This window comes from Tardiphaga sp. GW821-FHT12E02 (assembly GCF_058807155.1).
Map to the genome: position 1 here is coordinate 2,792,547 of NZ_JBXAQK010000001.1, position 21,102 is coordinate 2,813,648.

General features: G+C 62.2%; 21 protein-coding genes. 10 read left to right on the forward strand and 11 right to left on the reverse strand.

Annotation, left to right across the window (positions count from 1 at the left end; all coding sequences use genetic code 11):
- Window positions 1-19 precede the first annotated feature (19 nt).
- The gene (locus tag AC1RQ5_RS13080; RefSeq protein WP_493199452.1) at window positions 20-1,537 is read right to left on the reverse strand and encodes an MmgE/PrpD family protein; all 1,518 of its coding nucleotides are present in this window, start codon (window positions 1,535-1,537) and stop codon (window positions 20-22) included.
- A gap of 177 nt (window positions 1,538-1,714) precedes the next feature.
- On the opposite strand from AC1RQ5_RS13080, the gene AC1RQ5_RS13085 reads away from it, so the two are divergent.
- Together AC1RQ5_RS13085 and AC1RQ5_RS13090 are read left to right on the forward strand one after the other, a co-directional pair.
- The gene (locus AC1RQ5_RS13085) at window positions 1,715-3,160 is read left to right on the forward strand and encodes a short-chain fatty acyl-CoA regulator family protein (protein WP_493199454.1); all 1,446 of its coding nucleotides are present in this window, start codon (window positions 1,715-1,717) and stop codon (window positions 3,158-3,160) included.
- A gap of 352 nt (window positions 3,161-3,512) precedes the next feature.
- Window positions 3,513-4,070, forward strand: coding sequence for an XF1762 family protein (locus AC1RQ5_RS13090; RefSeq protein ID WP_493199455.1), 558 nt, complete (start codon window positions 3,513-3,515; stop codon window positions 4,068-4,070).
- Here the strand turns inward: AC1RQ5_RS13090 and AC1RQ5_RS13095 are convergent.
- Complete coding sequence (locus AC1RQ5_RS13095; RefSeq protein WP_493199457.1) at window positions 4,045-4,620, reverse strand: hypothetical protein; 576 nt, start codon at window positions 4,618-4,620, stop codon at window positions 4,045-4,047. The two genes, AC1RQ5_RS13090 and AC1RQ5_RS13095, sit on opposite strands and share 26 nt — an antisense overlap.
- 292 nt (window positions 4,621-4,912) lie before the next feature.
- On the opposite strand from AC1RQ5_RS13095, the gene dusA reads away from it, so the two are divergent.
- Window positions 4,913-5,920, forward strand: a complete 1,008-nt coding sequence (gene dusA, locus AC1RQ5_RS13100) for a tRNA dihydrouridine(20/20a) synthase DusA (RefSeq protein WP_493199458.1) — start codon at window positions 4,913-4,915, stop codon at window positions 5,918-5,920.
- A gap of 127 nt (window positions 5,921-6,047) precedes the next feature.
- On the opposite strand, the gene AC1RQ5_RS13105 is transcribed toward dusA, so the two are convergent.
- The 4 genes from AC1RQ5_RS13105 to AC1RQ5_RS13120 form a co-directional block, all read right to left on the reverse strand.
- Window positions 6,048-6,560: a TIGR02281 family clan AA aspartic protease gene (locus AC1RQ5_RS13105; protein WP_398484752.1), complete on the reverse strand. Its 513-nt coding sequence runs from the start codon at window positions 6,558-6,560 to the stop codon at window positions 6,048-6,050.
- Window positions 6,561-6,585: 25 nt separating this feature from the next.
- Window positions 6,586-6,804: a DUF1289 domain-containing protein gene (locus AC1RQ5_RS13110; RefSeq protein WP_398484754.1), complete on the reverse strand. Its 219-nt coding sequence runs from the start codon at window positions 6,802-6,804 to the stop codon at window positions 6,586-6,588.
- 45 nt (window positions 6,805-6,849) lie between these two features.
- Window positions 6,850-8,442 carry a sensor histidine kinase gene (locus AC1RQ5_RS13115; protein ID WP_493199460.1) on the reverse strand — a complete coding sequence of 531 codons (1,593 nt, stop codon included), beginning with the start codon at window positions 8,440-8,442 and terminating at the stop codon, window positions 6,850-6,852.
- A gap of 184 nt (window positions 8,443-8,626) precedes the next feature.
- Entirely contained in the window at window positions 8,627-9,496 is an 870-nt protein-coding gene (locus AC1RQ5_RS13120) for an NAD(P)-dependent oxidoreductase (protein ID WP_398481241.1), read from the reverse strand.
- A gap of 229 nt (window positions 9,497-9,725) precedes the next feature.
- Here AC1RQ5_RS13120 and AC1RQ5_RS13125 point away from each other — a divergent pair, with 229 nt between their 5' ends.
- From AC1RQ5_RS13125 to AC1RQ5_RS13145, 5 genes are all read left to right on the forward strand, one after another.
- Window positions 9,726-10,094 carry a hypothetical protein gene (locus AC1RQ5_RS13125; protein ID WP_493199462.1) on the forward strand — a complete coding sequence of 123 codons (369 nt, stop codon included), beginning with the start codon at window positions 9,726-9,728 and terminating at the stop codon, window positions 10,092-10,094.
- A gap of 102 nt (window positions 10,095-10,196) precedes the next feature.
- Complete coding sequence (gene apbC, locus AC1RQ5_RS13130; protein WP_493199464.1) at window positions 10,197-11,345, forward strand: iron-sulfur cluster carrier protein ApbC; 1,149 nt, start codon at window positions 10,197-10,199, stop codon at window positions 11,343-11,345.
- Window positions 11,346-11,553: 208 nt separating this feature from the next.
- Window positions 11,554-12,645, forward strand: a complete 1,092-nt coding sequence (locus AC1RQ5_RS13135; RefSeq protein WP_493199465.1) for a TRAP transporter substrate-binding protein — start codon at window positions 11,554-11,556, stop codon at window positions 12,643-12,645.
- 283 nt (window positions 12,646-12,928) lie between these two features.
- Window positions 12,929-14,023, forward strand: a complete 1,095-nt coding sequence (locus tag AC1RQ5_RS13140) for a TRAP transporter substrate-binding protein (protein ID WP_493199466.1) — start codon at window positions 12,929-12,931, stop codon at window positions 14,021-14,023.
- Between the two features lie 209 nt (window positions 14,024-14,232).
- On the forward strand, window positions 14,233-14,976 hold the full coding sequence (locus AC1RQ5_RS13145; protein WP_493199467.1) for a 2-keto-4-pentenoate hydratase: 744 nt from the start codon (window positions 14,233-14,235) through the stop codon (window positions 14,974-14,976).
- Window positions 14,977-14,989: 13 nt separating this feature from the next.
- Here AC1RQ5_RS13145 and AC1RQ5_RS13150 read toward each other — a convergent pair whose 3' ends face one another.
- From AC1RQ5_RS13150 to AC1RQ5_RS13170, 5 genes are all read right to left on the reverse strand, one after another.
- Window positions 14,990-16,399, reverse strand: coding sequence for a TRAP transporter large permease (locus AC1RQ5_RS13150; RefSeq protein ID WP_398481228.1), 1,410 nt, complete (start codon window positions 16,397-16,399; stop codon window positions 14,990-14,992).
- A gap of 61 nt (window positions 16,400-16,460) precedes the next feature.
- Window positions 16,461-16,970 carry a TRAP transporter small permease subunit gene (locus tag AC1RQ5_RS13155; protein ID WP_398481245.1) on the reverse strand — a complete coding sequence of 170 codons (510 nt, stop codon included), beginning with the start codon at window positions 16,968-16,970 and terminating at the stop codon, window positions 16,461-16,463.
- 216 nt (window positions 16,971-17,186) lie between these two features.
- The gene (gene moaA, locus AC1RQ5_RS13160; protein ID WP_493199469.1) at window positions 17,187-18,218 is read right to left on the reverse strand and encodes a GTP 3',8-cyclase MoaA; all 1,032 of its coding nucleotides are present in this window, start codon (window positions 18,216-18,218) and stop codon (window positions 17,187-17,189) included.
- A gap of 161 nt (window positions 18,219-18,379) precedes the next feature.
- The gene (locus AC1RQ5_RS13165; protein WP_398481224.1) at window positions 18,380-18,820 is read right to left on the reverse strand and encodes a hypothetical protein; all 441 of its coding nucleotides are present in this window, start codon (window positions 18,818-18,820) and stop codon (window positions 18,380-18,382) included.
- Between the two features lie 151 nt (window positions 18,821-18,971).
- A complete protein-coding gene (locus AC1RQ5_RS13170) occupies window positions 18,972-19,655 on the reverse strand; it encodes an HAD family hydrolase (RefSeq protein WP_493199471.1) in 684 nt (227 codons plus the stop codon).
- Between the two features lie 177 nt (window positions 19,656-19,832).
- Between AC1RQ5_RS13170 and rpiA the strand changes: the two genes are divergently transcribed.
- On the forward strand, window positions 19,833-20,531 hold the full coding sequence (rpiA, locus tag AC1RQ5_RS13175) for a ribose-5-phosphate isomerase RpiA (protein ID WP_493199472.1): 699 nt from the start codon (window positions 19,833-19,835) through the stop codon (window positions 20,529-20,531).
- A gap of 24 nt (window positions 20,532-20,555) precedes the next feature.
- Window positions 20,556-21,092, forward strand: a complete 537-nt coding sequence (locus AC1RQ5_RS13180) for a DUF2059 domain-containing protein (protein ID WP_398481218.1) — start codon at window positions 20,556-20,558, stop codon at window positions 21,090-21,092.
- Window positions 21,093-21,102: the final 10 nt, after the last annotated feature.

The following is a 21,102-nucleotide window of genomic DNA, read 5'->3' on the forward strand; positions in this document are numbered from 1 at the left end:
TGCGTGTTTTCTGAGCGGATCATTTCACCGACCAGTCGAAGATGCCGCGTGCCGTGTTGTCGTTGAGCCTGTCGGGATCGACGAAGAAATTGAGGTGCGCGATATCCTGCGCGGACAATTCGGGCAGGCGCTCGACGAGGCCGAGGAAGCGCTTCTGCTCCGCGGCATGGACGACGCCCTCAGCGAGCTGCTCGAATTTGCGGATATAGTTCGCGCGGACGAAGGGGCGGGCGCCGAGCGGATGTGCATCGGCCAGCGCGAGTTCGTCGCTGATGGTGGAGCCACCTTTCAGCGTGACGACGACGCGGCCGCCGAAGGATTTCTGCCTGGGGTCATGGGTGTGGTAGCGCGCGGTCCAGGCGGGATCTTCGACCGTGGAGATCTTGTGCCAAAGCGCGACGGTCTCGGCGCGACGGGCGCGGGCTGGCGCATAGGAGTGCTGGTGATGCCAGCCACCGTCTTCGAGGGCGACGGCGAAGATATACATGATCGAGTGATCGAGGGTTTCGCGGCTCGCGGTCGGATCCATCTTCTGCGGATCATTGGCGCCGGTGCCGATCACATAATGGGTGTGATGGCTGGTGTGAATCACGATGCTCTCGATCTTCGAGAGATCGCCGATCTTGGGCCCCATGCGGCGGGCGAGATCGATCAAAGCCTGGCTCTGATATTCGGCGGAGTGTTCCTTGGTGTAGGTATCGAGAATGGCGCGCTTCGGCTCGCCGCGCTCTGGCAGCGGCACGGTGTATTCCGCGTTCGGACCGGACAGGAGATAGGCGATAAAACCGTCTTCGCCTTCCCATGCGGGCGAGGGCGCGCCTTCGCCGCGCATCACGCGGTCCACGGCCTCGATCGCCATCTTGCCGGCGAAAGCGGGGGCATAGGCTTTCCAGCTCGATATCTCGCCCTTCCGCGATTGCCGCGTCGTCGTCGTCACATGCAGCGCCTGCTGCACGGCCTGATAGATCGTCTCGGTCGGCAGGCCGAGTGCGGTACCGATGCCTGCCGCAGCCGATGGGCCGAGATGGGCGATGTGGTCGATCTTGTGCTCGTGCAGGCAGATGCCTTTGACGAGATCGACTTGCACTTCATAGCCGGTGGCGAGGCCGCGCAGCAGCGCGGCGCCGTCGAGGCCGCAATGTTGTGCGACGGCAAGGATCGGCGGGATGTTGTCGCCGGGATGCGAGTAATCAGCGGCGAGAAATGTGTCGTGAAAATCCAGTTCGCGCACGGCGACGCCGTTGGCCCATGCAGCCCATTCCGGCGAGACGCGCTGGCGATGCGGCAGGCCGAAAATGGTGGCGCCGGGCGCCAGTGGATGCGCCACGGCCTGCGCACGCGCACTCGCCACCGGGCGGCGCGCGATGGATGCGGCGGCGACGGCGGCATTGTCGATGATGCGGTTGCCGATCATCTCGATCACAGCAGGCTCGACAGCGACCGGATCAGACGCGACTTCGGCAATCTTCCAGGCGAGCTGGTCGTTGCGGGCGAGCTGTTCGGACGATTTGTAGCTACGGACACTGTGGGATTTCACGAGAACCTGCCTGTTAGGGCACGAACCGCACCGGGCTGTCGGGCGAGTGTTCGCGCTTGCATGTGACGGACAAGTTCGCAATATCTGCAAAAGCGTTAGCGCGAACAGAGCTGAAAAAGCGTAGTAAAGCGAAGAAGATCTGGTGAATTTGCAAAGTTTGCAAAGTCGGAGGCGGCGATGAAGAAGGCCTTCATGGGCGTGCGGCTGCGGCGTCTGCGCGAGGAGCGCCGGCTGACACAGCAGGCGGTCGCATCCGCAATCGGCATTTCGCTGAGCTATCTCAACCAGATCGAAAACAACCAGCGCCCGCTGACGGTGGGTGTGTTACTCAAGCTCAACGCGGCCTTCGGCGTCGATGTGCAACTGTTCTCCGAGGATGACGAAGCGCGGCTGATTTCCGATCTGCGCGAGGCGCTGTCCGATCCGCATATCGGCGAGACGATCTCGACGGCGGAGCTGCGCGAACTCGCGCTCAACATGCCGGCTGTTGGCCGTGCGCTGGTCGCTCTCAACCGCAAGCATCGCCAGGCCGTCGAGCAGACCGCAGCACTCGCTGCGCAACTTGGAGAGGACCGGCAGGCCGATACGGCGCTGCTGCCATCGACGCCCTATGAGGAAGTGCGCGACTTTTTCTATGCGCGGCACAACTACATCGCCGAACTCGATGAGGCCGCCGAGGCGCTGGCGCAGAAGCTCGCGCCGAGCGGCGCTGTTACATCGGAGCGGCTGGTCGATTACCTGCGCGAGCGGCACAGGGTCTCGGTATCGATCGAGGACATGCCCAATGAGACTCATCGCCGCTTCGATGCACAGAGCGGGGCACTGCACATGTCGCGCAATCTGGAGCCGGGGCAGCGCGCCTTCCAGATGGCGACGCAGATTGCCATGCTGGAGGAGGGCATATCGATCGCCGGGATCGTCGGCCGCGCGCAGCTTACAAGCAGCGAGTCATCGGCGCTGGCGCGGATCGGGCTCGCCAATTATTTTGCCGGTGCGCTCATTCTGCCCTATGAGCGGTTCCTCGCCGACGCCAAGCGCAAGCGCTACGATATCGATCTGCTGAGCGATGCATTCGGTGTCGGTTTCGAGACGATCTGCCATCGGCTCAGCACGCTGCAGCGGCCGTCATCGCGTGGCGTGCCGTTCTTCTTCATTCGTGTTGATCGTGCCGGCAATATTTCCAAGCGGCAATCGGCGACGGATTTTCACTTCTCGCGCATCGGCGGCACCTGTCCGCTGTGGAATGTCTATGAAGCCTTCGTGCAGCCTGAGCGGATCCTGACCCAGCTGGCACGCATGCCCGATGAGCGCACCTATCTGTGGATCGCGCGCTGCGTTACCAAGCGGCGCGGCGGCTATGGCGCTTTGACCAAGACATTTGCCGTGGCCCTCGGCTGCGATGTTCGGCATGCGTCGGAACTCGTCTATTCGCAAGGGATGAATGTGATCGACGCTGCGGCAGCCACGCCGATCGGCATGGGTTGCAAGGTCTGCGAGCGCCGCAGCTGCCCGCAGCGGGCTTTTCCGCCGCTAGGGCGGCCGCTGGTGATCGATGAGCAGCAGACATTATTTGCGCCCTACGCGGCGGCGGGCCATCGCGGTTCCGGTGAATGGCGGCCGTGAGGAAAGTTGGGCATCGGCGCGATCATTGATATGGTCCCGCCAAACGCTCCGCCGGCACCTGTCCGGCGTGGCCTCTGGTCGAAATAAGTAATTGATATGATGAATAAATTTTCCGTGGCGCCGACGATGGAGTGGATCGACGCTGGCCGTCAGCCCCTGTAAAAATAGGGGCTGACGCGTGCCGAGCAACCGATGTTGTACCCGCGTGTTGTACTGGAAAGGCCATCCGTTTACGTCGGGAATTCGGAGTCTGTCGTTTACGCGGTAAACTATGCGCAGTGCTTCGGCACACACGCCCCGGCAATCGTTTCCGAATTGACCGGGCCTGAATTTCTGAATCAATCTGTTCATTGTGAAAATCATTCCAGTTACATTCCGGCAAGCATGCGCATTCGTCGCCGAACTACACCGGCATAACAAACCTCCTCGTGGCCACAAATTCAGCATAGGGCTTTGCGACCCAGGCCTGCAGTGCTCAGATGGTTCAAAGATCAAAACCGGAAAGCTGGTCGGCGTTGCGATGGCAGGCCGTCCAGTGGCTCGTCACTTCGATGATGGGATGACGCTGGAGGTCAACCGCACATGCACTGATGGCACCCGCAACGCAAACAGCATGCTTTATGGCGCTGTGTGGCGGGCAGCGAAGGCGATGGGGTATTTGCGATGCATCACCTATACGCAACACGATGAAAGCGGCGCCTCTCTGCGCGCCGCCGGATGGGTACGTGTAAGGGAGTTGTCAGCGAGAGGTTCTTGGGCGTCATCCACTACAGACGAAACTCTCAAGGCTATGCGCGAACCTGTTGGGAACGGAGGGGTAGCGCGAGTGCTGTGGGAAATCCGAACGCAGCCAACTGCATCTAATGATAACGACGAGCCGTCGGCTATGCTTCGCGCGACCGGTGAGTGAGCTTGTACTCCGGTGCAGGCAGATCAAGCGGTTTGTAGAAGCAGCCGACCATCAGCACGGGAATTCCTCGGCTTGCGATTTCGATAAGCCTGGCGTGCTCCGGGCTGTCTCTCAAATCCTCAGTGACGTGAGCCAGTTCTTTGTTCGCCACTTGGAAGACTGCGAGCAGGGCGTTCTTCGATTCGTCGCTTGGGCCTGGATAGCGGTTTGCAGCGTCGTCAGGCGTAACCATCTTGAGCGGCGTGCCATCCGGTTTGTTGAAGTGCTCGATGCCGATGTCTGTGCGGCGACGTGCGCGCGTGATGTTGCCTAGCTGTCCATTGTCGCTGCATAGCCCCAGAAACTCCAGCAACGCACGGCAGTGCATTATCCCGGCTTCGATGGCTGGATTGGTGAAGCCAAATAGGTTGCCTTCGACCACCAGCTTGTCGCCAGCGAAGATGTTCATGGGTGCAGCACCCCAGGTGGCGCTGAGATTGATCGCTAAATTGAGCGTGGAAATTGCCTGCATGCGGTACGGCTGCTCAATTAACACCCGGCCGCGATCCATCATTGGTTTCCTGAATACTTTTCACTGAAAGTATTAGCACCCCAACGAATACTTGCCTGCCGAGGTGGTACGATTTTGTTGTATCGACCAGCGGGAATCACGGCAATTGCCGCTGGCTGGACGGACTGGCATTGCCGACGTCGAAAAAGAAAGCGAAACACGGCCAATCTGTTAGCAAGGCGTACAACATTTGCCCATGTTGCACTTCATGTTGTACCGCTAGGCGCTGCCGTTGCTGACACTAAGTAATTTCAATGGCTTAGTAGGCAGATTCACTATCGGAAATCTTTTGATGAGTGCCGTAAGTACTTGTAATTTCTGGCGTTTTTCCGTGGCGCCGATGATGGAATGGACTGACCGGCATAACCGGGTGTTCCATCGTCTGCTGACGCGGCATGCGCTGCTCTATACGGAGATGGTGACGACGCCCGCGGTCATTCACGGCGATCGCCAGCGGCTGCTCGGCTTCGATGCCGTCGAACATCCCGTCGCGCTGCAGCTCGGTGGCTCCGATCCTGACAAGCTGGCCGAAGCGGCGCGGATCGGCGCCGGTTTCGGTTATGACGAAATCAACATCAATGTCGGCTGTCCGTCGGACCGCGTGAAGGAAGGGCGCTTCGGTGCGTGCCTGATGGCGGAGCCCGATCTCGTCGCGCGCTGTGTCGCTGCGATGAAGGCGGCGGTGGATGTGCCCGTGACAGTGAAGTGCCGCATCGGCATCGACGATCAGGATGAGGAAGTGGCACTCGATGTGCTGGCCAAAGCGGTGGTCGCGGCCGGCGCCGATGCGCTGATCGTGCATGCGCGCAAGGCGTGGCTGAATGGTTTGTCGCCGAAGGAGAACCGCACCATCCCGCCGCTGAACTACGATCGCGTCTATCGGCTGAAGGCGGCGATGCCGGATGTGCCGATCGCGATCAATGGCGGCATTCCCGGTATCGCGGAGGCCAAGGAGCATCTCGCGCATGTGGATGGCGCGATGCTCGGCCGCGCGGCGTATCAGGAGCCGTGGCGCCTGCTTGCCGTCGATCCCGAAATTTTTGGCGAACCCGCGCAGCACGCGACGATGAAGGATGTGATGGAGGCGATGATGCCATACATCGCCGATCAGCTTGCGCAGGGCACACGGCTGCATTCGATCACGCGACACTTTGTCGGCGCGTTTCATGCGGTGCGTGGCGCGCGCGCGTTTCGGCGCCATCTGGCTGAATATGGCGTGAAGCACGGCGCCGGGATCGACGTGCTGCGCGATGCGATTGCGCTGGTGGAGGACGAGCCTGCGGTGTCGGAAGCGGCGTGACGCTCGGCCCTCATCCTGAAGAGCGCGCAGTTGCGCGCGTCTCGAAGGATGGTGGCACGCTCCGGCGCCCAGCCAGCTCATGGTTCGTGACGGCGCTGCGCGCCTCCTCACCATGACGGGGAGGAGTTCACGGATAGCCGTGCAGCTTCAGGCCATCGGCGCGGACTTCCCAGCTTTCCAGACGATCGAGAAAGCTCATGCCGAGCAGATTGGTCTTGATCTGCCCGCGCTGCACGACGAGGGCAGGGACCGAGCGCTCCACCAGTTTGCCGACGGCGAGCCGGTCCAGGGTCAGCCGCGCCGCCTTGGTGCGGCCGGCTGCGGTTTCCACATCGACATTGTAGGTCAGCAACTCGATGGGCAGGCCGATGCTCTTGGCGGTCTCCCAGGACAGCACCACCGATGTGGCGCCAGTGTCGATCACCATCGGGGCATTGACGCCGTTGATCATCGCCTGCAGAGCGAATTCGCCGCCATTGCTGCGCGGTACATCAACAGTGCGTCGCGGCGGCGGAACCTGCTTGCGCAGGATTTCGGTGACGAGCGTGCCGGCGCGGGAGATCTGCTGGGGGTCACCATAAGCGAGCGCCGCACCTGCGGTCGCGACGATGACGATGACCAGAAGGACGACGCGCGTCATGCGGCGCCTCCGGTCGTCATCCTGTTCAGGTTGTCGCGGGCCGTGGCTTGCGCGCGTAGGTCGATGGCGGCGCGAAGCCGGCATCCGTCATGCGGGTTTCCAGCGTCGCCATGATGCTGAGGCGTTCCGCGCTCTCCATGCGGCCCCAGCGCGCGATCTCCGGCAGCGTGCGTCCGCATCCCAAGCAGAGCTTGGCTTTGGGATCGATGACGCAGATGGCGACGCACGGTGTTTCTTTGTTCATCCATCGATATTTGAGCGGTTCGGCCCGCTTGCGCAAGCTGTGATCTCACAAGCCGGTTCCCGCATTCATGATGGGCTTGTTGCGGGGACGTCGTTTCTCGTCGGTGATCTCGTAATCTGGCTGCAGCGGCGGCGCGTCGTCGGTGACGGGCGCCAGCGCCGACATCACGCGTTCCGGCGGGAAGGTGATGATCACCTCGGTGCCGATGCGCAGCTTCGATTTCAGCGTGAAGGTGCCGCCATGCATGTCGACCAGGCTCTTGGCGATCGGCAGGCCGAGGCCGGCGCCTTGCTCGGCTGACTTGATCGAGTTCGAGCCCTGGCCGAACGAGGCCAGTACGATGGGGATCTCGTCTTCGGCGATGCCCGAGCCGGTATCCTTGCAGCTGAGATACTGGCCGCCCGACGCGGTCCAGCCGACCTTGAGCCAGATCTCGCCGCCCTGCGGCGTGAACTTGATGGCGTTGGACAGCAGGTTCAGCACGATCTGCCGGCAGGCGCGCTCGTCGCCCCAGACACGCGGCATGCCGTGCTCGAACACTTCATGGATGGTGATGCCGCGGCTGGTGGCGCGCAGCTTCAGGAGATGATGGCAATCGGCGACGACGTGTTCGAGCGAGACGGCTTCCTCGTTCAACTCATAGCGGCCGGCCTCGATGCGCGACAGGTCGAGAATCTCGTTGATGAGATTGAGCAGGTGCACGCCCGAGTTATGGATGTCACCGGAATAGTCCTTGTAGACCGCGACCGCATGCGCGCCGAAAATCTCGCTCTTCATCACTTCCGAAAAGCCGAGAATGGCATTCAGCGGCGTGCGGAGTTCATGGCTCATCTGGGCCAGGAAGCGCGACTTGGCGACGTTCGCAGCTTCGGCGCGGTGGCGCGCTTCGTCCGAGATCGCCTTGGCCTGTTCGAGCTCGCCGATCAGGGCATCTTTCTCGGCGCGCGCTTCGAGGGCGGCAAGCGTCGTCGAATGCAGGCGCTGGGCGAGCAGGATGAAATAGCCCTCGGCGGCGACGGCGAGTGCTGCGAGGACGTAATTGTCGAAATTGCCGCGCACGATGAAGCTCATGGCAACGCCAAACGTCACCGGGGCCGTGGCGGCGATGGCGGCGATGGGCAGGCTCGATGCGAGCATGCTGGAGACGGCCACCACCAGCAGCATCAGGAACATCATCAGCGAATTGGAGACGACGTCGGCGCCGGTCGGATGCACCAGGATGGTGGTCCAGGCGAGGCCGTAGAGCAGATCCAGCGCCATGAAGCGCGTGCGCCACTGTCGCGTCGTGTTCGGGCCCGGCGGTTCGGCGAGATAGCGGTTGCAGGCGCGGAGGATGACGGCATGGATGCACAGCATGCCGCAGGCCCAGGCGGCGGCGGGCAGCGGCTGCAGCCAGACGCCGAACACGATGCCGGTGCCGACCACCAGCAGCGTGACCACCAGCGAGGCGGAGAGGCGGGTCTGGGCGTATTGGCGGAGCAGTTCGCGGTCGAAAGCGGGGCGGGTGCCGGAGGTCGAGGTCAGGCGGTCGCGGGCCTCGCGCACACGCTGCTGGGCCGCCCGCCGGTTGCGCGGCGCAGCGACTGGCTCTTCAGCCGGAAGCTGGACGACCTCGGGCCTGGCGGCGGGCTCACTCATCACGCTTACACAAATCCTGCACGCAACTGCGGGCGGTTTTCACAGATCATTATCTGTGCCGCACAATCCTTAAAGGGCGCCTTAAAGAACGCGCCAATCCGGTTAATTTACTGTGAAAACGAGAGCGGCCGGGGACGCGCGTTGCGCTTCGCCCGGCCGCGGATTCGTTTGTATTATGAGTTGCTTACTTCTCGAAACGAGCGAGCAGGCTGGACGTGTCCCAGCGCTTGCCACCGATCTTTTCCACTTCTGCGTAGAAGTTATCGACCAGCGCCGTGACGGGCAGGCTGGCGCCGTTGCGGCGGGCTTCCGCGAGGCAGATCGACAGGTCCTTGCGCATCCACTCGACGGCAAAGCCGAAGTCGAACTTGCCCTCGTTCATGGTCTTGTGGCGGTTCTCCATCTGCCACGACTGGGCGGCGCCCTTGGAGATCACCTCGACCACCGAATTCACATCCAACCCGGCTTTTTTGGCGAAGTGGATGCCTTCCGACAGCGCCTCGACGAGGCCCGCGATGCAGATCTGGTTGACCATCTTGGTGAGCTGGCCGGAACCGGCTGGGCCGAGCAGCTTCTGCATCTTGGCATAGGCGGCGATGATCGGATCGACCTTGGCATAGACCGAGGCCTCGCCACCGCACATCACGGTCAGCGCGCCGTTCTCGGCACCGGCCTGGCCGCCGGAGACGGGGGCGTCGATGAAGTGGAAGCCGGCCTTGGTGGCGGCGGCATCGAGCTCGCGGGCCACTTCGGCGGAGGCGGTGGTGTGATCGACGAAGATCTTGCCCTTACCCATGCCGCTAAAGGCGCCATCGGCACCGGTGGTCACCGAGCGCAGGTCGTCGTCGTTGCCGACGCAGGCCATGACGAAATCCTGGCCTTCGGCGGCGGCTTTCGGGGTCGGCGCCGACTTGCCGCCGAACTTCTCCGCCCATGCTTTCGACTTGGCTGCATTGCGATTGTAGACGGTGACCTCGTGGCCGCCTTTGGTGGCGAGATGACCGGCCATGGGGAAGCCCATGACGCCGAGACCGATGAAAGCAACTTTGGCCATATCCGAACCCTTATGTGCTGCCGGCTTACGCGCCGGCTATCGACTGTTGGGAGGTGAGTATCCCGTGCGGGCGACGGGAACGCGAAGCGGGCGCAGCATAGTCACTGGATAAGGCGGGGCAAGGGCCACCAGGCCGTCCCTTGATTGCGAAAATGGTGCGTGACCACCTTTGCGATTGTCGTCGTTTCGTCTATCATTCGCTACTTGCATTGAACGAAAGCTGTACCGCATGAGCGAGACCGACAGCGATCAGGGCAATATCACCATCTTTATGATGGCACAGTTGCGTGCAATGAATCGCAAGCTCGATCTGGCGCTCGACACCCAACAGCAACAGGGTGAGCGGTTCGGGCGGATCGAGCGTGATGTGAGCGAGGGCTTCGGGCGGGTCGAGCGCGATACGAGTGAGGGGTTCTCGAATTTGCGTGACGATATTCGCTCCCTCAGGCGCGACATTCACGATGTGAAAAGCGACATCATCCTGCTCGAGAACAAGGTTCTGACGGCTCAATCCGAAGTTCTCGCGATCCTGCATCGCGTGGGCGATGGCGGCCGAAACCTGGACGATCCATCGGCTGATCCCCTGGCCGGACGCTGAGCGGTGCAGCGCACCGATCTGCATTTTCTCAAATTCGTCATGGACACCCGCCCGAATGCGACTATCTCTGCGGTCTGACTTGCGCCGACCGGGAGAGAGCATTTGAGCGTTTCGAAACAACAGGTTCTCGATGGCCTGGCCAAAGTGGCGTCGCCGCGCGGCGTGCCGCTGGCGCATGCCAATGTGTTGTCCGAAATCGCCGTCACGGACGGTCGGGTGATGTTCTCCATCAACGTGGATGCCGCCGAGGCGCGAGCCTGGGAAAGCGTGCGTGCGCAGGCAGAAGCGGCCGTGCGCGCCATTCCGGGCGTCACTGGCGCGATGGTCGCGCTGACCGCAGAGCGGAAGCCCGGCTCGGCGCCATCGGCGCCGGCGCCGCACCGCCACGGTCCTGGCGGCCATTCGCATGGCGTGCAGCCGGTCTCTGCGCATCGGCCGCATCAGCCGCCCGGCGCGCCGTCGGCCATGGGCAAGCAGGCCGAGATTCCCGGCGTGAAAGCGGTGATCGCCGTCGCCTCGGGCAAGGGCGGCGTCGGCAAATCCACGACGTCGCTGAATATGGCGCTGGGCCTGCGCGATCTTGGCCTCAAAGTCGGACTGCTCGATGCGGATATCTACGGCCCCTCGGTGCCGCGCCTGACCGGCATCAACGAAAAGCCGACCCTCGACGACGACAAGAAGATGATTCCGATCGAGCGCTTCGGTCTGTCGATCATGTCGATCGGCTTCCTTGTTGAGGAAGAGACCGCCATGATCTGGCGCGGGCCGATGGTGATGTCGGCCATCACCCAGATGCTGCGCGATGTCGCCTGGGGACAGCTCGACGTCCTTGTCGTCGATATGCCGCCCGGCACCGGCGATGCCCAGCTCACGCTGGCGCAGAACGTGCCGCTGAAGGGCGCGGTGATCGTCTCGACGCCGCAGGACCTGGCGCTGATCGATGCCCGCCGCGGCCTCGCGATGTTCACCAAGGTCAATGTCCCCGTACTCGGCATCATCGAGAATATGAGCTATTTCCTGTGCCCGGAATGCGGCACCCGCTCCGACATTTTTGGCCATGGCGGTGCGCGCCACGAGGCCGAGCGGCTCGGTGTGCCGTTCCTCGGCGAGGTGCCGCTGCACATGTCCATTCGCGCGATGTCGGATGCCGGCACGCCGGTGGTGGTCAGCGAGCCCGATGGGCCTCATGCGGCGATCTATCGAAACATCGGCCAGCAGGTCCGGGACAGTCTGAAAGCCGTCCTGGCCTGATTGCGCTGCGCCTGCGAAGCGGGCGCAGAATGCCGCATAGTACTTTCGTCCAATCGGGCGAACTACGACACTCGTCTCATTTTCCGCCGCTTCATAACCGTGTTACATCAGCGCCGAACCAAGGGTTTTGGCGGCTGAATCGCGATGCGACAGGGCCGCCAAAAGGCCCAAAGGATTTCTGGGGAAACGCTTTAAAAGGAGAGCTTGAATGAAGCGTCGTGAGTTTTTGAAGGTCTCGGCAGCAGGCGTTGCAGCGACCGCCGCTGTTGCGGCACCGGCCATCGCGCAGTCCACGCCGGAAATTAAGTGGCGCCTCGCGTCGTCCTTCCCGAAGTCGCTCGACACCATCTATGGCGGCGCCGAGATGATGGCGAAGCAGGTGTCGGAAATGACCGACGGCAAATTCCAGATCCAGGTGTTCGCGGCCGGCGAACTGGTGCCGGGCCTGCAGGTGCTCGACGCCACCTCGAATGGCACCGTCGAAATGTGCCACACGGTGTCTTACTACTATGTCGGCAAGGATCCGACCTTCGCGATCTACGCGTCGGTGCCGTTTGGCCTCAATGCGCGCCAGCAGAATTCCTGGTGGTATCAGGGCGGCGGTGAGCAGCTCGGCAACGAGTTCTACAAGAAGTTCGGCGTCATCGGTCATCCCTGCGGCAACACCGGCACGCAGATGGGCGGCTGGTTCCGCAAGGAGATCAAGACCGTTGCCGATCTCAACGGCCTGAAGATGCGCATCGGCGGCATTGCCGGCCAGGTGCTGCAGAAGGTCGGCGTGGTGCCGCAGCAGCTCGCGGGCGGCGACATCTATCCGTCGCTCGAAAAGGGCACCATCGACGCCGCCGAGTGGGTCGGTCCCTATGACGACCAGAAGCTCGGCTTCCAGAAGGTCGCCAAGTACTACTACTATCCCGGTTTCTGGGAAGGTGGCCCGACGGTCCACGCCTTCACCAATCTCGACAAGTTCAATGCGCTGCCGAAGAACTACCAGGCGATCCTGGCGAACGCTTGCGCCAACGCGAACACCTGGATGGCGGCACGCTACGACATGCAGAACCCGCAGGCGCTGAAGCAGCTCGTGGCATCGGGCACGCAGCTGCGTCCGTTCACCAACGAAGTGCTCGATGCCTGCCTCAAGGCGACCAACGAGCTCTGGGCCGATATCTCGTCGAAGAATCCCGACTTCAAGAAGTCGATCGATGCGATGCAGGCCTATCGTTCGGACGAATATCTGTGGTGGCAGGTTGCTGAATATACCTTCGACAGCTTCATGATCCGCTCGCGCACGCGCGGCTGATCTGAACTGATCGCCTCATCAGGAAGCCCGGTCTCCGCGAGGAGGCCGGGCTTTTTGCTGACCTCTCCCGTCCCTCATGGTGAGGAGGCGGGTAGCGCCGTCTCGAACCATGAGCTGTGAGGCACCGGCGCGTGCGGCCATCCTTCGAGACACATGCCTTCGGCATGTTCCTCAGGATGAGGGAGGCGTGTGTGGTGTCGTGAATTTTCTTGGCTTCTCGCGCGATTGCTTCATCATCGAGTCATGCCTCCGGCAGAGGGGCGAGCAGGTGAGGGAGAAACACATGAAGCGTCGTCAATTCATTCGCATGGCCGGGCTCGGTGCCGCTGGCGCAACCGCAGCCGTCGCATCACCCGCCATTGCGCAGTCGATGCCGGAAATCAAATGGCGGCTGACATCGAGCTTTCCGAAGTCGCTCGATACAATCTATGGCGCCACGGACCTGTTCGCCAAGGCCGTTGCCGAAGCGACCGACAACAAGTTTCAGATTCAGGTCTTTGCAGCAGGTGAAATCGTGCCGGCCCTGCAGGCACTCGACGCGGCATCCAACGGCACCGTCGAGATGGCGCAGACGGCCGGCTACTACTATGTCGGCAAGGATCCGACTTTTGCGATCGGCACGTCGATGCCGTTCGGCCTGAACAGCCGCATGCAAACGGCGTGGCTGCAATCCGGTGGCGGTGGTGAGCTCTTCAATGAGTTCCTGAAGAATTACAATCTGATCGCGTTTGCGGCTGGCAATACCGGATGTCAGATGGGTGGCTGGTTTCGCAAGGAGATCAAGGAGGTCGCCGATCTCAACGGCCTCAAGATGCGCATCGGCGGCATCGCCGGCAATGTCCTCGCAAAAATCGGCGTCGTGCCGCAGCAAGTCGGTGCCGGCGACATCTATGCGTCGCTCGAAAAGGGAACGGTGGATGCCGCGGAATTCGTCGGACCCTATGACGACGAGAAGCTGGGATTCCAGAAGGTCGCGAAATACTATTATTACCCCGGTTTCTGGGATGGCGGGCCGACCATCCATCACATGGTCAATATCGCGAAATGGGAGCAACTGCCCCCGGCCTACAAGTCGCTGATCAAGACGGCATCGTCGATGGCCAACGAGGCGATGCAGGCGCGCTACGATGCGTATAATCCGCCGGCGATCAAGCGACTGGTCGCAAGCGGGACCCAGTTGCGTGCGTTCTCGCCCGCGATCCTGGATGCGTCGCTCAAGGCGGCGAACGATCTCTATAGCGAGATCGCCGCCAAGAATGCGAATTTCAAGAAGCTGTACGACCACATGGTCGCGTTCCGTGCCGATCAATATGCGTGGTGGCAGGTCGCGGAATTTTCCTACGACAACTACATGATCCGCTCACGCCCGCGGGGGTGATGGACGGCAACTCCCGCCCCTCATCCTGAGGAGCGGCGCTCTTGCGCCGCGTCTCGAAGGATGGCGACATGCTCGGAGCCTGCAGCCATGGTTCGAGACGGCACCTAACAGGCGCCTCCTCACCATGAGGGGCGGAGTTCGGAGCGCGTGTTGCCCGTGGATGAAAACAGCTAGGGTCAGTCTCAACCTGATTCACGGGACCGACCACCATGACCGAAGCCGAGATTGAAGCCGCCGCTGTGTTGCTTGCTGACGCCCGCCGCAGTGGGACGCAGATCGACCGGCTTCCGGTGACGCCATCCTCCGTGGCAGAGGGTCATGAGATCCAGGATCGCGTGGCGGTGCTGGTCGGCGAACCCGTCGGTGCATTCAAGGCAGGTGCACCGCCCGATGCCGAGCCGACCCGCGGTCTGATCGAGGCGCGCATGGTGCGCGCGAGCCCGGCACATATGGCCGTCGCCGAAGCGCCCCATCTCGGCGTCGAGGGCGAGACCGCCTTCAGGTTCACCCGCGACCTACCGGCGCGCAGCGCGCCTTACACGCGCGAGGAGATCGCCAGCGCCGTAACGGTGCTGCCGGTCATCGAGATTGTCTCAAGCCGCTTTCGCGAGCCACTCAGCCGGCCGAAGCTCGAACAACTCGCCGATTGCGGGATCAATGCGGGCCTGGTGATCGGACCGGAGACGGCTGACTGGTCGCATCTCGATCTGGCCAGACTCCACATGACCTTCATCGTCAATGGTGAGGTGCAGATTGATCGCGAGGGCGGCCATCCAACGAACGACCCGATTGCCGGCGCGGTCGCGCTGGCCAACATGATGCCGGGCGGGGTGAAAGCGGGGCACATCGTGACGACGGGAAGCTGGACCGGGCTGCCATTCCTGCAGCCCGGCGATCGTTGCGTCGTTCGCTTTGAAGGATTGGGCGAGGCCGAAGTGGTGTTCGACGGCTAGCCCAATCTCTCGGCTATTTCGGTTGCCCGAAATCCGGCATCGCCGGCATTTCGATCTGCGGGATCTCGATCTTCACGTTGCTCGTATCGATCACCGTGTTGTCGATCCAGTAGGTCACGAGGCCCGGCCACATGATCACGATGATCACCAGCAGGATCTGCATGCCGACCCAAGGGATGGCGCCGAGATAGATGTCGCGGCTCTTCACTTCCGGCGGCGCGATGCCGCGCAGATAGAACAGCGCGAAGCCGAACGGCGGATGCATGAACGAGGTCTGCATGTTCACGCAGAGCAGCACGCCGAACCAGACGAGATCGATGCCGAGCTTGGCCGCCACCGGCGCCAGCAGCGGGATGATGATGAAGGCGATCTCGAAGAAGTCGAGGAAGAACGCCAGGAAGAACACGAAGATGTTCACGAACACCAGGAAGCCGACGGCGCCGCCGGGCAGGCCCGTGAGCAGATGTTCGATCCAGTGCGAGCCGTCCATGCCCTGGAAGACCAGGCTGAAGCAGGTCGAGCCGATCAGGATGAACACCACCATCGAGGTGAGGCGCATGGTCGAGGTCATCGCCTGTTCGACCAGCGGCCAGGTGAGGCGGCGATGGATCGCGGCCAGCACGATGGCGCCGACAGCGCCCATGGCGCCAGCTTCAGTGGGGGTTGCGAGGCCAAGACCGATGGTGCCGAGCACGAGGAAGATCAGCACCAGCGACGGGATCATGCCCCACAGCACGCGGCTGATCAGCTTCCAGCCCATCGGCTCGCGCGCATGTTCCGGAATCGGCGGCATCGAGGTCGGACGCAGGATCGACATAACGACGATAAACAGCAGGAAGATCACGACCTGCAGGATCGAGGGGCCGATGGCGCCGAGATACATGTCGCCGACCGAACGGCCGAGCTGGTCGGCCAGCACGATCAGCACCAGCGATGGCGGGATCAGCTGCGTGATGGTGCCGGATGCCGCGATGACGCCGGTGGCGAGCTTCATGTCATAGCCATAGCGCATCATGATCGGCAGCGAGATCACGCCCATGGCGATCACCGATGCCGCGACAGTGCCGGTGATGGCGCCGAGCACGGCGCCGACCAGGATCACAGCGTAAGCGAGGCCACCGGGAATCTTGCCGAACAGCTGGCCGGTGCCTTCGAGCAGATCTTCAGCGAGGCCGCAGCGCTCGAGAATGGCGCCCATGAAGGTGAAGAACGGGATCGACAGCAGCAGGTCATTCGAGATCGTGCCGTAGAAACGGAACGGCAGTGCCTGCAGGAATGACGGATCGAAATGCCCGGAGAAAATACCGAGAATGCCGAAAAACAGGCCGACAGCGGCGAGCGAGAAGGCGACCGGGAAGCCGAACACCATGAAACAGATCATGGTGCCGAACATCAGCGGAGGAAACACGCCGTAGGAGAACATCGGGTATACCTGACTATCGATTATCGGGTCGAAACGCGAAGAGCTGAAAAAGCAAACGCCGCTATTGCAGCGGCGCTTCGTAATGGGTGTCGATCTTGACGATGCCGGCCAGTGCCGCGATGCGCTTGATCAGTTCGGCGACGCCCTGCAGCACCAGCAGGCCGAAGCCGACCGGCAGCACGAGTTTCACCGGCCACAGGATCAGGCCGCCGGCATTGCTGGAATATTCCTGCGAATTCCATGAATTCAGGAAGAACGGCGTGGTCATGTAGGTGAGATAGATCATCGCCGGCAGCAGGAAGACGCAGATGCCGATGATATCGATCCACAGCCGCACGCGGTCGGAGACGGCTGAGTAGAGCAGATCGACGCGCACATGTTCATTGAGGCGCAATGTCTGCGAGGCACCGAAGAACACGATGCCCGCGAACATGTACCACTGGATCTCGAGCCAGCCATTCGACGAGTAATGGAAGAGATAGCGGATGGTCGCGTTGCCGGCGCTGATCAGGCAGGCGAACAGCACCAGCCATTTGGCGACGAAGCCGAAGGCATCGCTCAGCCGATCGATGGCATTCGTGAATTTAAGTACGTCCACGGTTTCCCCCGAAACTCGCCCGACCTCTCGCGGATCACGTCTTTCTCACTGAGAAAGCGGAGCTTTTTCCGCTGGGCGATCAAAATTTGCGGCACCATTTCAGCGCGTCATGCAATCGTCAATCAGAAATTGACGGTTCAAAACAGGCCATTGGTCGGGGGTCTGTGGAAGGGTACGGCAGTAGGAGGGTCAGCCGCCGGTCACGCTCATATGCCGGCTGACGCTCGGCCGGTTGTGGCGGCGATCGATAATGAAATCGTGGCCTTTCGGCTTCAGACCGATGGCACGGTCGATGGTCGCGTTCAGCAGCTCGTTGTCGGCAGAGGCGCGCAGCGGCTTGCGTAGGTCGGACGCATCCTCGTGGCCCAGGCACGTATGAATCGTGCCGGTGCAGGTGATGCGGACGCGGTTGCAGCTCTCGCAGAAATTATGCGTCATCGGCGTGATGAAGCCGAGCTTGCCGCCGGTCTCGGCGACACGCACATAGCGGGCGGGGCCGCCTGTGTCGTCGGGCAGGTCGGTGAGCGTGTAATTGTTGGCAAGGCGCGAGCGCAGCAGCGACAGCGGCAGATACTGGTCGATGCGGCCTTCGCCGATATCGCCCATCGGCATCACCTCGATCAGCGTCAACGCCATGTCGCGGCCATGCGCCCATTCCATCAGTGCCGGGATCTCGTCCTCGTTGAGGTTCTTCAACGCCACCGCATTGATCTTCACGGCAAGGCCTGCGGCCTGTGCAGCGTCGATGCCCGCCATCACCTTGGCAAGATCGCCCCAGCGCGTGATGGTCTTGAATTTGGCGGCATCCAGCGTGTCGAGCGACACATTGATGCGCTTCACGCCGCAATCGGCGAGCTCATCGGCATATTTCGAGAGCAGGGATCCGTTGGTGGTGAGCGTCAGCTCCTGTAGCGCGCCGGTCTTGAGGTGCCGCGACAGCGAGCGCACAAGGCCCATCACGTTACGGCGTACCAGCGGCTCGCCGCCGGTGAGGCGCAGCTTCGTCACGCCCTTGGCGATGAACGCCGAGCACAGGCGGTCGAGCTCTTCCAGCGTCAGCAGATCGGCTTTCGGCAGGAAGGTCATGTCTTCCGACATGCAATAGAAGCAGCGGAGATCGCAGCGATCCGTCACCGAGACGCGCAGATAGCTGATCCGCCGACCGAATGGATCGGTCATGGCGGAGGAGGACTGGGCGGGGATGAGTTCGGATACCGACATTCAAACGCCTTGCTGCATGCAACTGGCGGCGCGTGGGCCGCTCGTCACAATGTAATCATGCAATGCGCAGGGCACAATTGCGATACGGCAACGTGTAGCGAATGAGATCATTCCGAGAGCTTATCGGCGGATTGCGTTTCGCTATCCGCCGATGCCCGGACTTAGCGCGGATTCGGGAAGGGCGTGCTTGCGGCAGGCGCGGCCTGTTCGGCTGCCGGAGCAGCAGCGCGCTTCTTGGCAGCCTTGCGGGCCTTGCGTGGCGACACTGCCGGCTGCAGCTCGACGGCAACCGGGCTCGGATCGACAACCGTGCGCGCAGGCGAAGCGAATTCGGCCGGAACGCGGGTGACGGTCACCGGCACGGTGGCGGGCTGGAACTTGGGCAGCGTGAAGGTCACGCTGAAATCGCCTTCGGTCACGATCGGCAGCGAGCACGGGGTCGTACAGGCAGGACCGACCGACGTCTTCGCTTCGGCGCCGGGGGGCGTCGATTCGAATTGAACGGTAACCGGCTCCGGTGCCGACTTGAAGGCATCCATGGAGAAGGAGGAGCAGCCAGCGAGGCTCAGGCCTGCTGCCGTCAATAGGAGTACTCGACGCATAGTTGTATCCGTTACTTTCGCGGCTTGCCGCAGTCCCCAGACGCCGACAATAAGAGCGTGGGTCTAATGACGCAACCAGCCGACGCGTGATAGTAAATAAATGGTTAATCCGTTCGTGGAGAAACCAGAAAAGCGTAACAGCCTGAGCAGGCTATGCACACTTGGCTGGAATCAGGCGCGCAACCGTGGCGGGTAGGTCACGGAAGTGCTCGATCACTACGTCAGGCTTTAACTCGGCGATCGGGGTGTCCGTATAGCCGAAAGTGACGCCGATCACCGGTACATTGGCGCGACGGGCAACGCCCACATCCGGACCGGCGTCGCCGACCATGACCACTGCAGACATGGTACCGCCCGCCTGGGCGACGGTCTGTTGCAGGATCACCGGATCGGGCTTCGAGACGCCAAATGTGTCGGCGCCGCAGATGGCGGCGAATCGGGCGGTGAGGCCAAGCTTCTCCAGCAACAGCTTCGACAGCCATTCGAGCTTGTTGGTACAGACCGCGAAACGGTATCCCTTTGCTTCCAGCGTATCCAGTGCCTCGATCAACCCGTCGAACGGGCGCGACTCATCGGCGATGTGTTCGGCATAGAAGTCGATGAAATCTGCGGTCAGGCGGGTCACTTCATCCGGTGTCATCTCGCGGCCTTCGGCCTCGAGCCCGCGCTCGATCAGTTTTCGCGCGCCCTGGCCGATCATTTTGCGCGCTGAGGCCAGCGGCACGGGGGCCAGGCCTTCGCGGGCCAGCACATGGTTGAGGGCGCTGATCAGGTCAGGGGCGGTATCGACGAGGGTGCCGTCGAGGTCGAAAACGACGAGGGGGGCTGTGGTCATGGGCCGATCGCTAGCGGTCCGGGGCCGATCCTGCAAGGGGCTGGATCGCCTGCTGGGGATGCAGACCGGCATCCCCCGGGAATGCACGCCTTGCACCCTGTTCCTCACCCCCAAACGTCGCTAGATATGCCGCGCCTCCCGCTTGCGGGACGATGCCCAACAAGGACCGCCGCTGCGATGAATATGGACGAGCTGAAACGACAGGCTGCCGCCAAGGCGCTGGAACAGGTTCAGGACGGCATGAAGCTCGGGCTCGGCACCGGCTCGACCGCCAAGCATTTCGTCGATCTGCTCGGCGAGCGTGTGAAAGCAGGCCTGAAGGTCATTGGCGTCCCGACTTCGGAAGCGACCCGCATCCAGGCCGAAGCCTGCGGCGTGCCGCTGACCACGCTCGATGCCATCGATCATCTCGACCTCACCGTGGACGGCGCCGACGAGGCCGATCCCGATCTCAACCTCATCAAGGGTGGCGGCGGCGCATTGCTGCGTGAGAAGATTGTCGCAGCCGCCTCCGACCGCATGATCGTCATCGCCGACGAGACAAAGTGGGTGCCGAAGCTCGGCCGTTTCCCGCTGCCCATCGAAGTCATCCCGTTCGGCCTTGGCGCCACCCGCCGCGCCATCGAGAGCGTCTTCGCGCAATGCGGGCTGAGCGGCGAGATGACGATCCGCCAGGGCAAGGACGGCCATGCTTTCGTCACCGATGGCAGCCACTGGATCCTGGACGCCAAGCTCGGAACCATCACCGACGCGCCGCGCCTTGCGGGTCTGCTCGCCGGCATTCCGGGCGTTGTCGAACATGGACTGTTTATTGGCCTGGCGCGCACCATCGTGCTCGCCGGCTCGGATGGAATTCGCGTTGTTGAGCGGCCCTAAGGCTGCGATCTCAAGGAGACTGCCATGAAGATTCTCTCGAAACTGCTGTTGTCCGCCAGCCTCGTGGTCGGCGCTGTGGCCGTGACCTTGCCGGCCTCCGCCCAGCAGGGCGCGCCCGCTGCCGAGCGCCCGATCAAGCCGGCATCGCCGGCTGCCATCGGCTACGCCAAGGAAATCCTGCAGATGAAGAATGCGAGCGCCATGTATGCGAACGCCATTCCGAACATGGTCCAGCGCGTCAAGGACTCGCTGCTGCAGAGCAATCTGAACTATCAGAAAGATCTCGGCGAAGTCGCCGTCGTCGTCGCCCAGGCCAATGCCGGCCGCGACAAGGAGATCGGCGAGCAGATGGCGAAGATTTATGCCAGCGACTTCACCGAAGCCGAGCTGAAGGATCTCGCGGCATTCTACAAGTCGCCGCTCGGCCAGAAGCTGTTGCAGATGGAGCCGCAGTCGATCTCCGCCAGCGTGAACTATATGCAGCAGTGGGCGCAGCAATTTGCCGAGCAGGTGAACGGCCAGTTCCGCGCTGAAATGCGCAAGCGCGGCAAGGAAATCTAAGCCTATCCGT